We start from the raw sequence: 16,600 nt of genomic DNA, 5'->3' as shown, positions 1-16,600 counted from the left end.
TGCCTGTCCGGCTGCTTATTTTTATAAATAAGAATCCTCTTTTCGTTTAATCACAAAGTTTCTGATTCCGTTATAGTCATCCTGTACGCTTCTCTCATCAAGCTTGACGCCGGAGTTATACGCAGCACGGCAGATCAAGTGCCCGCCGATAGGCGACGTAATAAAGATAAAGAGAATCCCAAGCAGGATTTTAGCGGAGAGCTCCCCCGTCACAAACCACAAATAGAAGAAGACACCGAGCAGAATCATATTGACACCTAATGTTGAGCCTTTAGAAGCAGCATGAGCGCGTGTAAACACATCGGGAAGGCGAAGTACGCCAAATGACGCAATGAGGCATATTAGAGCACCCAGCAAAATGAATACAGCCACAACGACCTTAGCGGTTTCGATCATTTTCGATAATCTCTCCTTTCTCCAGGAACTTGGAAAATGCGATCGTTCCAATAAACGATAAAATCCCCAGCAGCAAAATAATATCCAAAAACGCACTTGTTTTCAGCAAAATGGAGACAAGCGCCGTGATTGCGATCAGATTGATGCCGATTGCATCCAGAGCCACCACCCGGTCAGGCACAGTCGGCCCTTTAATGACACGAATGACATACAAAAAGGTAGACACTGCCATAATGCCGAGCGCGATTTGCAGGATCAGCGTAAACATCACCGGCTCACCTCCTGTATGGCTTTTTCAAATGACTCCCGAATGTCAAAAATCGCTTTTTCCGCATCCTCGATATCCATTGCATGAATATAAAGTATTGTTCTGTCATCTGAAATATCCATCACCAAGGTTCCCGGCGTTAATGTAATGAGCAGAGAAAGCAGGGTGATTTCCCAGTCCTTCGTCAGTTCAGTTTTAAAAGCAAAAATACCCGGTCTGATATTCAGTTTTGGAGATAAGACTGATTTCATCACACTGACATTGGCAAGGTACAGTTCCTTTATAAAAATGAAACAGAGCTTGATGATAGAAATCAATTTCCATAGATAAAACTGGCGAGTGAAAAAGCGCCGGAAGAAAAAGAGAGAGAGCATTCCCAGAATATAGCCTGTAATGAATCCTGCGGCGCTTGGACTGTTGCTTAAGAACATCCAGCAAAAAGCGAGAAACACATTTAATAAAATTTGAAATGCCATGCGATCTACTCCTTCAGAACAGCTTCGATATATTTTTCCGGATTCAGCAGCGTCTCGGCCGCTTGATCAACGTAAGGCGACACCCATTCTGTACCCAACCCGAAGAGAAGAGACAGCAAGAGAAAAATAGCTGCCGGATAAAGAAGTCCTTTAGCTGTTCGATGATTTGGTTTTGGCGTTTCTTTTTCTTCGCCCCAAAACGCATGTATAAAGATCCTCAGCACAGAGTACAGTACGAGCAGACTCGAAAGCAGAATCAGCATGGATATCGTAAATTCACCTTCTGCGAAGCCGCCCTCTGCAATTTTAAATTTGCCGACAAATCCGCTCAGTGGCGGAATGCCTGCAAGAGAAATAGCGGAAATGAAAAACATCCATCCAAGAACAGGATAGCGTTTGATCAGCCCGCCCATTTTATGCAGGCTCGCGGTTCCAGTCAATGCGATCAGCGTACCTGCCAGCATAAACAAAGCGCCCTTAATCAGCATATCGTGAATCAGATAGTAGATCGCGCCCTGAATGGATGCGGGGGTGTGTACTGCCACACCGAACAAAATCACGCCGACAGCGGTAATAATGTTATAGATCACAATTTTCATGACATTCGAATAAGCGAGTGAACCGATGACACCAAAAATCACAGTCAGCGCCGCCAGCCAAATCATCAGCTGATGGGTAAAGGCTGTATCGTGAATAAAAATCAATGTGAAAACCCTCGCAATCGCATATAACCCGACTTTTGTCAGCAAAGCGCCGAACAACGCGGAGATTGCTGCCGGTGGCGCGTAATAAGAGCCTGGAAGCCAAAAGTAGAGGGGGAAGATTCCGCCCTTCATGCCAAATACCAAAAGCAGCAGGACACCAATCACAGTGATCAGCCCGGTTTGTCCTGATTCGCTGATTTTCACGCTAAGATCCGCCATGTTTAACGTACCGGTTACAGCGTATAAAAAGCCGACCCCTATGACAAACAGGGCAGACGATACGATATTAAACACAATATATTTAAGGGATTCCCGCAGCTGAATTTTTGTGCCGCCTAATACAATCAGCATATAGGAAGCAATAAGCAGAAGCTCAAAAAATACGTACATATTAAATAAATCGCCTGTTAAAAACGCTCCGCTGACGCCGGCAAGCAAGAACTGAACGCCGGAGTAGTAAAAGGAGCGCTCCCGTTTTTCACCGACAGAACGGAAGGAATAAAGCCCAACCAATAAACCGATGATCGCTGTTGTGAGAACGAGAAGGCTGGCGAATTGGTCTGCGGCAAGCACAATGCCGTACGGCGCTTTCCATCCGCCTAGGCTGAGTGTCTGGATACCTTTTGTGAAGACAGTCTGTACAAGTATGCCGCTAATCACAATCCCGATGGCCGATGCCGCCGTGCTGAAGATTCTCATGAGCATAAGATTCTTCGTCATGAAAATCAGAAGAATAGCCGACAAAAGCGGGATCAGGATTGGCAAAATAACAAAATTATTCATGTTGATCATTTCCCCTCATTTGATCCATATCATCCGATTTCAATTCCTGATAAGCGCGAAAGGCCATGACGAGGATGAATGACGTAACGCCAAAAGAAATGACAATTGCGGTCAAAATCAGGGCTTGCGGAAGCGGATCGACAAATGATTTGGCATGCTCGCTCAAAATCGGAGCGGCGCCTTTCTTTAATCCTCCCATAGTCAAAAGCATTAAATGAACGCCATGGCTTAACAGTGCTGTTCCGATAATGACGCGAAGCAGGCTTTTAGACAGCAGCAAATACGTAGCAGCCATAAAAATAATACCGGCTAATACAGCCATTAAGATTTCCATTATTCTTCCTCTCCAATCGTTTGAATAATGGTCATCGTTATGCCTACGACAACAAGATAAACGCCTAAATCAAATATCGTCGCTGTGGCGAGCTCCGTTTTCCCAAGGATCGGCAGCTGAAAGTATCCGAATGTGTGGGTTAAAAAAGGAGCCCCGAAGACAAAGGAGCCAACGCCTGTTAATACAGCGAGCAGAAGGCCGGCTCCCGCGACATAAATGAAATTGACCGGCAAAAGGGAACGCACGGTTTTTAAATCATACGCCAAGAGCAAGAGAACGATGGAAGAGGACGTGATCAGTCCGCCGACAAATCCTCCTCCGGGCGCGTTATGCCCTGATAAAAATAAATAGAAAGAGAAAAGCAAAATGATAAAGGATACAAGCTTTGTCGCGGTTTGAAGAATCAAGTCATTTGTTTTTTGTTCATTCACCGCTTTTCCCCTCCTCTTTTACTTTTGTTTTAATCATGCTGTAAATGCCGAGAGCGGCTATCGTTAATACCGTAATTTCAAACATTGTATCAAATCCCCTGAAATCAACGAGAATGACATTGACGACATTATCCCCTCCCCCGAGATCGTGGCTGTGTTTGACAAAGAAGGACGCAATGCTGTCTTTTGTCCGCTGGCTTGAGGATGCGATGCCGAGCAGAGTAACGATAACACCGACGCCTAAAGAAATGATAAAATTCGTCATCCGGAACGTTCTCGTTTTTGTTTTCAGCCTCAGTTTCGGCAAATGGTAGAAGCAAAGCAGAAACAGTGCCACAGAAATCGTTTCAATGACGAGCTGAGTCAATGCCAAGTCCGGCGCTCTGAAAATGACAAAAAACAATGCAAGCGTATAACCGACAACACCGAGTGCAATGATCGCCGTCAGTCTTGACCTAGCAAAAACAGTCGCCACTGTGGCGCTGATCATGACAAGCGTCAAAATGATTTCGTATACACCGATTTTAGCCATGCCTTCCGTTTTAAATGAAAATCCGCCTTTAATGGCAAAAGCTCCGCCTATCAGAATGATGAAACCAGCGAAGATATACAGCAAATAATCTCTTAAAAACCCGGTCATATATTGTTTTGTGACCCGGTAAGAGCCTTTCTCCATCAGAGTCAAAAGCTTATCATATAACCAGTTGAGTGTGAGTTTCGAAGGAAACAGTTTATAGATTCCCTTCCACTTATTCAGCGACAAATAACCAATTGTTCCGATCACAACAATACCCGCAGTCATGAGCAATTCCGTTGTAACCCCATGCCACTGTGAAATGTGAACGTGGAATTTCTCATGGCCGGCAAGCAATGTCGGATAGATTGAGTTCATCGCAGGCTCTATCAAGCTGTACGACAATATATTCGGGAAAAAGAAGAGACTGACAGCCAAAGCGACAAGAATGACCGGTGGTACGAGCATGCCGACAGGCGCTTCGTGAGCCTGTTTTTCAAGCTGTTCAGGCTGGTAATTTCCTCTGAATGTTTTAAACAGCAATTTCATGCTGTAGATAAACGTAAATACACTTCCGATCCAGGCGAAAAGAGGGAACAGAACGCCCCATGTCTGCACGTTGAACAGGTCGAAATGTGTCACGCGAAGCATGCTTGTGAAAAACATTTCTTTACTCAAAAATCCGTTAAACGGCGGTAGGCCGGCCATTGAAAATGTCCCGATTAAGGAAATGGTAAAAGTAATCGGCATAATCGCCATCAGGCCGCCTAGCTTCCGGATATCCCGTGTGCCTGTTTCGTGATCGATAATCCCGACTGCCATAAACAAGCTTCCTTTAAAGGTTGCGTGGTTGATCAAATGGAAAATGGCAGCCATAGCGGCAACTGTATAATATTCTGTATGTCCGTAATGAAGGGCCGCAGCACTGACTCCGAGCATGGAGATGATCATGCCGAGCTGGCTGACGGTTGAAAACGCCAAAATCGATTTTAAATCAGTTTGTTTCACGGCATGGAATGAACCCCAAACCATCGTAAAGAGGCCGACGAGGGACACGATCCAAAACCACTGAGCTGAAAAGGCGAAAATAGGACTGAATCTCGCAATCACATAAATGCCGGCTTTTACCATAGTAGCTGAATGGAGATAAGCGCTGACAGGCGTCGGAGCTTCCATCGCGTCAGGGAGCCAGATGTAAAAAGGAAATTGCGCTGATTTCGTAAAAGCCCCTAATAAAATGAGAATCATAGCCGGGATAAACAATTCGTGGCCGGCAATTAATTGAACTTGATGAACCATCTCTCGAATACTGAAGGAATCCGTTATCAAATAAAGGAGAATAAATCCGCCGAGCATGCACAGCCCGCCGCTGACCGTAATCAAAAGTGATTTGGCTGCGCCATAGCGCGACTTTTCCCGCTTATACCAATAGCCGATCAGCAAAAAGGATGAAAGGCTTGTAAGCTCCCAGAACATGTAGAGAACCATGACATTGTCTACTAGAACGACGCCGAGCATGGCGCCCATGAACATCAATAAGTAGACATAAAAGGGCCCAAGCTGTTCTTTTTCTTTCGATAAATAAAAAATGCTGTAAAGAGTGACCAAAGAGCCAATGCCTGTGATCAGTAAAGCGAATAATAACCCGAGGCCGTCTATATAAACGGTAAAGTTAATGCCGAGTGACGGAATCCACTCTAATACCGATCGAAGTGTTTCTCCAGATTGTGTCATCCTGATCATTGGGAGAAAGTATATAAACAGCAAGACGGGCAGGATCAACACAAACCAGCCCGTATGCACTCTTTTTGCGTATTTTGCCAAGAAGGGAATGATAAAAGCAAATAAAAAAGGCGATAAAATAGCAAGATGTAAGAGCTGCAAAGATAAGACCTCCTTTTCTCGTTCTCAATTGAAAAATGCGCTATGTATGAAATATACGGTCAAACGACCTAGTCCAAATTATATCGCACTTTTCTGCAAGCTGCCACGCTTCGAACTGCTGTAATGGGTTTTTATGAGTTCTTTTGACCTCAAAATAAGTCTAACAAAAAAGAGGTTATTTGTATATTTAAAATCAATCCTGATCAAGCTGAAGGTAAGGAGCTGGTCATGTGAAAAGAAAAGTCGTGATGTGCTCAGGTTTATTCTGCTCAGTATTTGCAGGGGCATTCATGTTGAATCAATATGACGGGCGCAGCGGTGTTGCGGCTAGTGATGAGTGGGAGCTGTATTTACTGGAGCACCACCTGTCAGCCAGAATGAGTGAGACGGAATCAAAGGATCTGCCGTTTGGTCCCCGAGAGTATATTCGGATTGTGAATAAATAAAAAAAGAGTTCCGCATAAAACGGAACTCTTTCTGTTTATGAAGTGAAAAAACGAAGCAAAACTGTCGCGCAAATAACTGTGCCTGCACCGCCGAGACGGGTTGAAATTTGGGCAAACGGCATAAGGCCCATTCTTCCTGATGCTGATAAAATGGCAACATCACCCGTTCCGCCGAGGCCGCTGTGGCAGCAGGTAACGATTGCGGATTCAACCGGATACATGTTCATCAGCTTGCCTACAAAATATCCAGAACCAATCATCGCGATAACAACTGAAATACAAATGATGACAAACGGAATAGAAATCACAGACGCTACGTCATCCAACGGAATAAAGAGGATGCCGAGACCGACCATCAGCGGCCATGTAAAGCTTGAAGAAATAAACTTATAAAGCTGGTAAGCGCCTTCTTCCATTTTTTTCGGAAGAATATTTGCATACTTGACAGCCGCAGCTGAAATAATCATTAAGATCGCGCCCGGGATGAAGATGAATTTCTCCAATAACCCGCCAAAAATAAAGAATGTACACGCGAGCAGAACTCCTGCTCCCATTAATTTGAAATCAATTTTTGCTTCGGCTTCTTTTTGATTGAAAATCTCATTTGCTTTTTTAGATTTTACGAGACGTCCGTTCCCATTTAGATCTGGACGCTTATCGCCAAGCTTTTTCATTAAGGCTGCACATATGATAGCAAAAACGTTTCCTATAATTGCGGCTGGAACCAGCTGAGACACAAATACATCAGCAGATGAGCCCAGTATTTGTGAGTAGGCGATTGAAAGCGGCAAAATTCCTTCGCCTATTCCCCCGGCAATAATCGGGACAACAACAAAGAAAAAGGAATCATAGGCACTATAGCCAAAAATAAATCCGACAAGGATGCCGGCTGCAACGGCCGCGATCGTTCCTGCAACCAGTGGAACGAACATTCTGATAAACCCCTGTATTAAAACAATTCTGTTCATACCGAGGATACTTCCCACAACAAGGCAAGCGATATAGAAATAAAGGAAGTTAGACGTTTTCATCAAGTTGGTTACAGCGTCTAAAGATGTTGAATTCAGTACATTGTAAAAGACTAAAAATGAAGGAACAAACAAAGATAAAATAGCAGGGCCGCCAATATCCTTCAATATCGGTATGCGTTGGCCTATGTCTCCGAGAAACACACCAAGAATCATAATGATGGCAAACCCGCCAAGCATATTTGCCGGCAGCTCATTGTAATAGGCTGCTAGAATAATAATAACAGCTAATACTGTGTATAAAGGCAGAGGAATCACACCGATTTCCCAAGACCAGATTTTTTGAAACAGGTTTTTCCCCTGTGAGTCTTTTTGCTCAGGTGAAATTGTCCCCGTTTTTGGAATTGCTCCCATGTCATACACCCCCATGTATTGTTTGTTACAGTCTACAAGAAAGCGTTAACACTTCATATTTTTTTAAGTTAAAAAACTAATAAACAATTAAATTAAGGGGGTCTTTTGGATTAGAAAAAAATCCCTGAGAATCGTCTTCCCAGGGGAGAATGTTTATCTTTTTCCTTTAATATAAGGCACGCCATTGGCTTTTGGCGCATCTGCCCGCCCGATAAAGCCGGTTAAAGCGAGAATCGTTAAGATATAAGGAGCCATCAGCATATACACATTTGGTATGTCTTTAAAAAGAGGGAGCAGCGATCCAATGATGCTTAAGCTTTGGGCGAATCCGAAAAACAGGGCGGCCCCCAGTGCTCCGATCGGATGCCATTTTCCGAATACAAGCGCTGCCAGGGCGATAAAACCTTGCCCGGAGATGGTAGAGTGCGTGAAATCAAGCGCAATTGTGGAGGCATATACGCCGCCGCCGAGACCGCCGAACAATCCGCTGATCATCACGCCGATGTAGCGCATTTTATATACGTTGATTCCCATCGTATCGGCCGCCATCGGATGCTCGCCGACAGAACGGATACGAAGGCCGAACGGCGTTTTGAACAAGATAAACCAGGAAATAAAGGCAAGTGCTATTGCAAGAATAGACGTATAATAGACATCCGAAAAGAAGATCTTTCCCAAGGCGGGAATATCGCCCAAACCGGGGATTTTCGTCTTATAAAAAGGCTCTGGAATTTTGTCTGTCTGCGCTTTGCCGTAGATCAGTTTGACGATAAATAAAGTTGCCCCAAGCGCCAGCATGTTAATGGCGACACCGCTGACTGTCTGGTCGGCGCGAAACGAAATCGCCGCTGCCGCGTGAATCAGTGAAAACAGGGCGCCTGCTGCCATGGCGGCAAGGAGCGAAAGCCAAGGTGCGGCGGCACCTAATTCCTGACCAAAAAATAAATTAAATAACACGCTGGTGAACGCCCCGATAATCATGAGGCCTTCTAGGCCGATATTCACCACACCTGATCTCTCGGAAAACACGCCGCCGAGAGCAGTTAAAATAAGCGGGGCCGCATAGACGAGTGTGGCAGGGACAATGATAGATAAAATCTGCACAATGTCCACTTAGTTCGCCCCCTTTTTCTTCAATTTGCCCATGACGAAACGAATCGCATAGCTTGAAGCCACAAACAGAATAATAATAGCAATCACAATATCAACGACCTCTGATGGAACGCCTGATTCAATCGGCATATTTAATGCGCCGATTTTCAGCCCGCCAAGCAGGCATGCTGCCAGTACAACGCCGATGGCTGTGTTTCCCCCGAGAAGAGCGACAGCGATACCGTCAAAGCCTACGCCGGTAAATGCGCCTTTCACTGCTGCGTATTCGAATGTTCCTAGCCCCTCCATGGCTCCGGCAAGGCCTGCAAAAGCGCCGGAGATAAGCATGGAGGTCATGATATTCTTCCGCACGCTCATGCCGGCATACTGGGAAGCGTGCTGGTTAAACCCGACCGCCCGGAGCTCAAATCCTTTTGTAGTTTTGTTGATGATAAACCACATGATAACTGCTGCGAGAAGGGCAACGATGATTCCCAAATGCAGCCGTGAGTAATCGGTGATCTGTTCAAGAAAAGGAGAGCGGAGGGAGGCGGATTCGTGAATTTTCCCCGTCTTGTCCTGATGATCTGTCAAGACGTTTGAAATGATGTAATTGGTCATGTGCAGCGCGATATAATTCATCATAATGGTGACAATGACTTCATGAACGTAAAATCGCGCTTTCAAAATGCCGGGAATAAACCCCCATAATCCTCCTGCAGCTGCCGCTGTAATCAATGCGAGCGGCAAGTGAATATATGCCGGTCCGTCAAACGCCGTACCGACCCAAACCGCTGCTGTCCAGCCGACGAGCAGCTGTCCCTCGACGCCGATATTAAAGAGTCCGGTTCGGAATGCAAAGGCGACAGCCAATCCGGATAAAATATAAGGCGTAATTTGCCGGATTGTTTCTCCGACATAATAGATCTCTCCGAATATCCCATTCCACAAAGCCGAATATCCGCTGGCCACACTGTAGCCGCTCACAAGCATAATCAACGCGCCGGCCGCAAGACCAAGTATGATTGCGATGAGCGGCACGAGTAAATGAGAGAGTCGTTTAACCATTTGCTTTCCCCGCTTCCTTTTGCGTGCTTCCTGCCATCAAGAGACCAAGCTCCTGTTCAGTGGTTTCCTGCGGATTAACACTGGCGATAATGCGTCCTTCAAAAATAACGGCGATTCTGTCACTGAGATTCATAATTTCTTCAAGCTCAAACGAGAGGAGAAGAACGGCTTTCCCGGCATCACGCTGCTCAATGAGCTTTTTATGGACAAATTCAATCGCTCCGACATCAAGGCCGCGAGTCGGCTGGGCGGCAATTAATAAATCAGGATTTCGGTCTATTTCCCGCCCGATAATCGCTTTTTGCTGGTTTCCGCCTGACAATGCCCGAGCGTGTGTATATTCATCCGGCGTTCTGACATCGTACTCAGTGATCAGGCTGCGTGCTTTTTTGTACATTTCGCCTTTATGTAAAACGCCCAATGCTGAATACGGCTTTTTGTAATAGCTTTGCAGCAGGATATTCTCTCCGATTGGAAAATCAAGGACGAGACCGTGTTTATGGCGATCCTGAGGAATATGCCCGATCCCGGATTCAGTGATTTTTCTTGGCGTCAGGTTTTGGATCTGTTTTCCGTTTAAGGTGATTGTTCCTGAATCTGTTTTGCGGAGTCCTGTCACCGCTTCGATCAGCTCTGATTGCCCGTTTCCGTCGACGCCGGCTATGCCGACTATTTCTCCCGCTTTGACAGAAAGAGACAAATCTCTGACTGTCTCTATTCCGCGGGTATCCTTTACAGTGATGCCGTCAATCGCAAGCACTTCCGCTCCCGGCTGAGCAGCTCTCTTTTCGGTTTTGAACGATACCTCGCGGCCGACCATTAGACTGGCGAGTTCGTCTTGGTTTGTATCACGGACATCAAGGGTTTTGATGCCTTTTCCTTTACGGATAACCGTAACGCGGTCACAAATCTCCATAATCTCTTTCAGCTTATGGGTGATTAAGATGATGGACTTCCCTTCTTTGACCAGGTTCTTCATAATTTGCATCAGTTCCTTAATTTCATGAGGCGTCAAAACAGCCGTCGGTTCATCAAAAATCAGAATGTCGGCACCGCGGTAGAGGGTTTTTAATATTTCTGCGCGCTGCTGCATACCGACTGATATGTCAGCTGCTTTTGCTTCAGGATGGATCTGCAGGCCGTATCGATCGGAAATGTCCTGCACCTCTTGGACAGCATGCTTCCGGTCAATTCTGCCAAACTTCTTTGGCTCCTTCCCGAGAATAATATTTTCAGCAACTGTAAAGGTGTCAACAAGCATAAAGTGCTGGTGCACCATTCCAATTCCAAGGTCATTCGCTTTGTTCGGGCTGTTGATGTGCACCTTCTCGCCGCGCACCCGAATTTCACCCCGCTCCGGCTGATACAGCCCGAAAAGGACATTCATCAATGTTGATTTCCCCGCTCCGTTTTCACCGAGCAACGCGTGTATTTCGCCTTTTTTGACTTGAAGATTGATATTGTCATTGGCGACGATACCTGGAAACGCCTTGCGGATATTGAGCATTTCAATGACATATTCCATTGATTGACCGCTCCTTTATTTCAAAATAAAAGAAAAACAAGGGATAAGGGCTCGACCTCCTTATCCCTGCGATTCTTATTTAGCTTTGAAGGTTTTCAGCTCTTTCTCAGTTGCCGGGACTTCCAATCCGTCGATGATTTTTTTCTTCCATTTATCGACCGCTTTGATCACATCATCCGATAGATTTTGTTTAGATGGAGAAATGCCGACTCCGTCTTGATCAAGCCCGTAGGTAAGTGTTTCGCCGCCCGGGAACTTTCCGTCACTCGCTTTTTTCGTTACATCTTCAACGACTGTATCTACTTTTTTCACCATGGAAGTGAGGGTGACGTTATCATCTGTTCCTTCTACCTGGCCTTCTGCGTATTGGTCTTTATCGACACCGATGACCCAGACATCGCGTTTTGGATCTTCTTTCTTCAGGTTTTTCGCTTCAGTAAAGACGCCTGTGCCAGTGGCGCCCGCAGAGTGATAAATAACATCTACGCCTGATTTATACATGCTTTCGGCGGTTGCTTTGCCGACATCGGCTTTATCGAAACCTCCTGCGTATTTCACTTCTACAACGGCTTTAGGGTTAACTGCTTGCACGCCGGCACGGAAGCCGACCTCGAATTTTTTGATTAACTCTGATTCCATGCCGCCTACAAAGCCGATTTTTCCTGATTTGCTTGATAGGGCTGCGGCCACTCCGACGAGAAATGAGCCTTCCTGCTCTTTAAACGTAATACTTGCGACGTTGTCTTTATCGACAACAGCATCTATAATCGCAAAGTTTGTATTTTTGCGCTGGTCAGCAATTTCGCTGATTGAATCCTCCATTAAGTAGCCGACGCCGTAAATTAAGTCAAAATTCTCACGCGCCAATTTATTTAAGTTCGTTGTATAGTCTGCATCTGATTTGGATTGAAGATAGTCGTAACCGTTTTTGCCTTTTTTCAGCCCATTCTCTTTCCCAAAGGCTTGGATGCCTTCCCAGGCTGATTGGTTGAAGGATTTGTCATCCACTCCGCCTACGTCAGTAACCATCGCCACACTGAATTTGTTTTTGCCTTCGCCTGAGCCGTTGCTTTTTTCACTGTTTCCGCATGCTCCTAATATGGTGCTTGCTGCGATCACAAGTGACATCGCCAAGCCGATTTTTCGTTTATTCAAGATATAACCCCCCAGAAAAATTTGGTTCAAAGCTGATCCGGCCAGTCATGTGATGGGCTGTCCTGAACAATTTCTTAGAATCGATAAAATTTTCTGATAATAACAAATGGAATGCGCTGAGACAGTTCTATTCTTCCCTGAATAAGCGTGGTGTGAATATTTCCTTCGAAAGGCGGGGAAGAGAAGGATGCGGAAGGCGTTCCGGGCGGAAAACCGTGACATCGTTTTCTGAAGTAAGACTTATGACTTAGTTTTTCGGGATCAACTTACCAATCATAATTTATCATTTAACTAATAAGAAATAAATAGAATTTCGCATAATTTTTTTAAAAGTATCTATTTTTAGAATTGTTTGCTTAAAAATGTTAAAAGGCCCTTTGTTATTCTTGTATAACTTATCAACAATAGAATCAAGCATCTTGGCAAGAGATATGACAGAAAAACGCACTGCTCAAAGCAAGCAGTGCGTTTTCTTATAGATATTGCTTTATTCCGTTAAGGTTACTGTTGTTGACGTTGTACTGAAACACAGGTCTTCCGATCGTTCCGTACGCCATTTCTACATTCAGAACCTGTATATCTTCAAGAAACTTTAAGTATTTTCGTATGGATACTTGAGAGATTTCTGTGTGCTTTGCCAAGTCTTCTGTCGTAAAAGATTCATTTTCAAATGACTGGATACTGGACCAGATCAGCTTCAGCGTGCTTTTTGTCAGGCCTTTAGGAAGCTGCACTTTTTCTGTTGCTTCTTTCTTTTGAAAAAGCTCGGCGTCCAGTTCTTTTTGGCTCATGTTGCGATGGGTTGAATACACCTTTTGTTTTCGTCTGTAATCAGACAGAGCCGTTTGGAAACGTTCAAATTCAAACGGTTTGATTAAATAATCAACAGCTCCGTACCGAAGTGTTTTCTTGATCACGTCAAGCTCGCTGGCCGCTGAGATGACAATCACGTCAACCGCTTCATTTTGGGCTCTCAATTCCGTCAGCAGTTCCAGCCCGTTTTTTCCCGGCATATAAATATCAAGCAAAATGAGGTCGATATGATGCTCGCCTAAAATGTGCAGAGCGCTTTGAAAGGAAGAAGCGATGCCTTTCAGCTGAAAGCCATCTATTTGGCTTAAGTATCGTTTATTTAATTCACCCACCATGGGGTCATCTTCAACTATTAGTACATTAATCATGATTTTCCTCCTTCGGTTCGTACGGGATGCGAATACTGAATGTCGTTCCTTCATTCTCTTCGCTTGTGAGGATCATTTGGCCTTTTAAATTTTCGATGCTTTGCTGTGTGAAATAAAGGCCGAATCCCCGGTTTTTGCCCTTTGTTGAATAGCCTTGTTCAAATACTTTGGCTTGGTCTTCTTCAGACATGCCTGCTCCAGTATCGGTAATTTCAATATCAAGTATGCTGTTATGGAAGCGCATGGACATGGTGATTTGTTTTTTCGGCATATCGGCAACGGCGTCTAAGCCATTGTTGATGAGATTTCCGATGATTGTAATAAGTTCATGGATGACAGAAGGGTCTGCCGCGTTCGGGATGACGCCGTTGCATTCAATATCAAGATTTGCGCCCTGCTCACGTATAAAGCTTTGCTTTCCGAGCAGAAAACCGGCCAGTACGGAGCTTTTGACATCATTTATAATTTCACTTGTTTCTGATTTTTGCTGAATGGCAATATCTTTAATATAATCTCCAAGATCGTCATACTCTTTCAGCTGGACGAGCCCTAATATCACATGCAGTTTGTTCATAAATTCATGAGACTGCGCTCTCAGTGCGTTTGCATACATTTTAACACCGGATAGCTGTTCAGCTAAATGTTTTACCTCGGTCTTGTCTCGGAATGTCGCAATCGCTCCGACAGTTTGTCCTTTCAGCTGGATAGGAACTTCATTAAACACAAGCTCCAGCCCGTTAATGCGGACGTCTCTGTCTTGAAGGGGTTTTTTTGTCTCAATGACCTTTTTCAAGCGGCTTTTCGGCAAGATGTCATCTACATCCTGATCAATGGGATTTGTGTTGATGCCCATTTTGACGAATAGGCGCTTTGCTTCCGCGTTGGCAAGTTTGATTTTGCCATGTTCATCGACAGCGAGTATTCCTTCCTTCGTCGATTCCAGCATCGCGCTCCGTTCTTCAAGCAGAGTCGCAATTTCATAAGGTTCAAGTCCGTACATGATATTTTTCACTGTACGGGCGACGATAACGGCTCCGATCACACCGACGAAGATGCTGACGCAAATAATAAAGTAAAGCGGCCGTAAGCTATGGCTGATCACTTCATCAATTTCATTTACAGTGATGCCGACCGCGACTGCACCGACTTGTTTTCCATTCTCCGCGTAGACAGGGACGAACGCTCTCTGCGATTTCCCGAGCGTGCCAGAGGCTGTGCTGATATGGACATGCCCTTTTAATACCTCGGACTCATCACCGCCTCTGAATTTTTTTCCGATTTTGCTCGGGTCAGGATGGGTTTTGCGGATACCGTTCATATCCATGACGACAACAAATTCCGTGCCGGTAATTTTCTGAACCCGCTTTGTGTAGCTCTGCAGTTCCTTTTGTTTTTTTCCGCTTTCTAAAGCAGCGGCTGTCATCGGCGCTTCAGCTACCATTTCAGCAGTCTGCAGCGCAGTGGCCTTTTCCTGATCTCTAATTCGTTTGGTGGTTTGGGCACCGACTGTAAAAAACGTAATGAGCAATGCGATTAATACAACGATACAAACAAATATGGTGAGTCTGGTTTGCAGTTTTAATGTTTTTTTCATATAAAACTTCCTTACGTTTTATGATTCCTGCGTACTACTTTACTCTCAAAATGCTGCTTTGTGAAGATTTGGGACCGTAATTCGTAAAAAGGAGAAAAAATGGAATAATTTATCTTGTCAATGTGTTTTAAGTCCTCCATAATAAATGAGGTAGATTATAGAAAGGGACTTTTTTATATGAAAAATACTTATTTGACAGGATATTTTCCGCTGATTGCGATCCTGCTTTTTAGTTCGTCCTTATCCATCTCAACTTCACTTTATGCGTTAAAGATGCTGTCTTCATTTGGAATGTATGATGGAATGCTCGATTATTTTTCAGAGAAAGGAATCAGGCTTGCGTTATTTGCTGCCTTTGCACTTTTATATTTTATGGTTCTGTCCGCTCTGAAATTAATTGCAAATACCGTGACCGAGCTGTCATTGCTGTTTTTTGCTAATGATCCGGAAGGGAACAACCTGAAAAAACTCAGAATGGGTTCCATGATTTATTTGGGCGGCGGGATTTTATCCTTTGTGCTCTTGCAAAATGTCATTTGGATTGTGATCTGGTTTGCGGTCGTCACGCTCGCTTACTTTGTGTTTACCGTGTACCGGATTTATTCGACGCTTTCTCTCATGTCATTAGTCGGATTCATTCTATTGGAACTGCTGTTTTGGTTTACCTTTGTTATCGGTATTCTGTTCATATTTATCAAGCTTTATAATAGCATAATGGCTAGCTTACCTGTGTAGCTAGCCATTTCAGCGTTTGGTGGTCAGATTTGCGCTTCGTGCTCTGTACGCAATGAAACGGCGGTAGATTCTCAGGTTTCCGCCGTTTCACAACTTCAAAAGTTTTCAATCACGCTGAATAGATGACAAAATCCTAAAACGAAGCCGTTTTAGGATTTTGTCAACAATCTGTGATGGCTAGCGTCCTAGCCATTTTTTATTTACGGTAAAAATCTTTTTTTAATAGAAGGGGAGGGGAGCATACATTCATTTTTTTTGCCAAACCACTTATAGCGGTTGTTGGCAATGAAAGAATAGACCATATCTCTGACAGGCTTCGGCACTGCGAAAAACAGGACGAAGAGCCGCCATGGGCCTCGCAGATGCCTGAAAACCTTAATGGCTGCAGTTGACTTTGTGTACACTTGGCCGTCTTCAATAAAGACAAAGCTGTCAAACCGATCAGTCGGAAGCCCGCTTTTTTTCAGCAGGCTCTGTCCTGTTTCCGACTGCAGCGATGTGAAAGAAATCAATCCGTCCGGATCACGTTTAATGATAAACTGCACGGCTCCATTGCATAAATTGCAGACACCGTCAAACAGCAAAACGCGATTTGGAATTTGTTCTGAAGTCACCCCATATCCCCTCCGATC

Annotated in this window: 17 protein-coding genes; 2 read left to right on the top strand and 15 right to left on the bottom strand. The window is 44.6% G+C overall.

Annotated features, from left to right (window positions below; all coding sequences use genetic code 11):
• Window positions 1–21: 21 nt before the first annotated feature.
• From mnhG to MKX71_RS16250, 7 genes are read right to left on the bottom strand one after another with little or no spacing between them, the layout of a single operon-like run.
• Window positions 22–396, bottom strand: a complete 375-nt coding sequence (gene mnhG / locus MKX71_RS16280; protein ID WP_003244302.1) for a monovalent cation/H(+) antiporter subunit G — start codon at window positions 394–396, stop codon at window positions 22–24.
• Window positions 380–664, bottom strand: coding sequence for a Na(+)/H(+) antiporter subunit F1 (locus tag MKX71_RS16275; RefSeq protein WP_003228814.1), 285 nt, complete (start codon window positions 662–664; stop codon window positions 380–382). The genes mnhG and MKX71_RS16275 overlap by 17 nt, the downstream gene beginning before the upstream one ends.
• On the bottom strand, window positions 664–1,140 hold the full coding sequence (locus MKX71_RS16270; protein WP_003228815.1) for a Na+/H+ antiporter subunit E: 477 nt from the start codon (window positions 1,138–1,140) through the stop codon (window positions 664–666). Before MKX71_RS16270 ends, MKX71_RS16275 begins: the two co-directional genes overlap by 1 nt.
• A 5-nt stretch (window positions 1,141–1,145) precedes the next feature.
• A complete protein-coding gene (locus tag MKX71_RS16265) occupies window positions 1,146–2,627 on the bottom strand; it encodes a Na+/H+ antiporter subunit D (protein WP_003228817.1) in 1,482 nt (493 codons plus the stop codon).
• Window positions 2,620–2,961, bottom strand: a complete 342-nt coding sequence (locus MKX71_RS16260) for a Na(+)/H(+) antiporter subunit C (RefSeq protein WP_003220730.1) — start codon at window positions 2,959–2,961, stop codon at window positions 2,620–2,622. Before MKX71_RS16260 ends, MKX71_RS16265 begins: the two co-directional genes overlap by 8 nt.
• Entirely contained in the window at window positions 2,961–3,392 is a 432-nt protein-coding gene (locus tag MKX71_RS16255; protein ID WP_003228819.1) for a Na(+)/H(+) antiporter subunit B, read from the bottom strand. The genes MKX71_RS16260 and MKX71_RS16255 overlap by 1 nt, the downstream gene beginning before the upstream one ends.
• A complete protein-coding gene (locus MKX71_RS16250; RefSeq protein WP_212129305.1) occupies window positions 3,385–5,790 on the bottom strand; it encodes a Na+/H+ antiporter subunit A in 2,406 nt (801 codons plus the stop codon). Before MKX71_RS16250 ends, MKX71_RS16255 begins: the two co-directional genes overlap by 8 nt.
• A gap of 230 nt (window positions 5,791–6,020) precedes the next feature.
• Here MKX71_RS16250 and MKX71_RS16245 point away from each other — a divergent pair, with 230 nt between their 5' ends.
• A complete protein-coding gene (locus tag MKX71_RS16245) occupies window positions 6,021–6,236 on the top strand; it encodes a hypothetical protein (RefSeq protein ID WP_015483630.1) in 216 nt (71 codons plus the stop codon).
• Between the two features lie 35 nt (window positions 6,237–6,271).
• Here MKX71_RS16245 and maeN read toward each other — a convergent pair whose 3' ends face one another.
• The 7 genes from maeN to maeL form a co-directional block, all read right to left on the bottom strand.
• Window positions 6,272–7,618, bottom strand: a complete 1,347-nt coding sequence (gene maeN / locus MKX71_RS16240; RefSeq protein ID WP_021480493.1) for a sodium/malate symporter MaeN — start codon at window positions 7,616–7,618, stop codon at window positions 6,272–6,274.
• A 153-nt stretch (window positions 7,619–7,771) separates the two neighbouring features.
• Window positions 7,772–8,731 carry a guanosine ABC transporter permease NupQ gene (gene nupQ / locus MKX71_RS16235; protein WP_339231317.1) on the bottom strand — a complete coding sequence of 320 codons (960 nt, stop codon included), beginning with the start codon at window positions 8,729–8,731 and terminating at the stop codon, window positions 7,772–7,774.
• Window positions 8,732–9,778 carry a guanosine ABC transporter permease NupP gene (nupP, locus tag MKX71_RS16230; protein ID WP_029318495.1) on the bottom strand — a complete coding sequence of 349 codons (1,047 nt, stop codon included), beginning with the start codon at window positions 9,776–9,778 and terminating at the stop codon, window positions 8,732–8,734.
• Window positions 9,771–11,303 carry a guanosine ABC transporter ATP-binding protein NupO gene (nupO, locus tag MKX71_RS16225; protein ID WP_339231316.1) on the bottom strand — a complete coding sequence of 511 codons (1,533 nt, stop codon included), beginning with the start codon at window positions 11,301–11,303 and terminating at the stop codon, window positions 9,771–9,773. The genes nupP and nupO overlap by 8 nt, the downstream gene beginning before the upstream one ends.
• A 75-nt stretch (window positions 11,304–11,378) precedes the next feature.
• Window positions 11,379–12,458, bottom strand: a complete 1,080-nt coding sequence (gene nupN, locus MKX71_RS16220) for a guanosine ABC transporter substrate-binding protein NupN (RefSeq protein WP_339231314.1) — start codon at window positions 12,456–12,458, stop codon at window positions 11,379–11,381.
• 473 nt (window positions 12,459–12,931) lie between these two features.
• Entirely contained in the window at window positions 12,932–13,639 is a 708-nt protein-coding gene (maeM, locus tag MKX71_RS16215; protein WP_014477821.1) for a two-component system response regulator MaeM, read from the bottom strand.
• Window positions 13,632–15,233: a two-component system sensor histidine kinase MaeL gene (maeL, locus tag MKX71_RS16210; RefSeq protein WP_128738175.1), complete on the bottom strand. Its 1,602-nt coding sequence runs from the start codon at window positions 15,231–15,233 to the stop codon at window positions 13,632–13,634. The genes maeM and maeL overlap by 8 nt, the downstream gene beginning before the upstream one ends.
• Before the next feature lie 177 nt (window positions 15,234–15,410).
• Between maeL and MKX71_RS16205 the strand changes: the two genes are divergently transcribed.
• The gene (locus MKX71_RS16205) at window positions 15,411–15,968 is read left to right on the top strand and encodes a YufK family protein (RefSeq protein WP_003228837.1); all 558 of its coding nucleotides are present in this window, start codon (window positions 15,411–15,413) and stop codon (window positions 15,966–15,968) included.
• A 200-nt stretch (window positions 15,969–16,168) separates the two neighbouring features.
• Here MKX71_RS16205 and MKX71_RS16200 read toward each other — a convergent pair whose 3' ends face one another.
• Window positions 16,169–16,582: a thiol-disulfide oxidoreductase DCC family protein gene (locus tag MKX71_RS16200; RefSeq protein WP_015384506.1), complete on the bottom strand. Its 414-nt coding sequence runs from the start codon at window positions 16,580–16,582 to the stop codon at window positions 16,169–16,171.
• Window positions 16,583–16,600: the final 18 nt, after the last annotated feature.

The sequence above is a fragment of the Bacillus sp. FSL M8-0071 genome (assembly GCF_037975455.1).
Taxonomy (GTDB): domain Bacteria; phylum Bacillota; class Bacilli; order Bacillales; family Bacillaceae; genus Bacillus; species Bacillus subtilis.
Note: the sequence above shows the minus strand (reverse complement) of the source record. Positions and strands in the feature narration are given on the sequence as shown.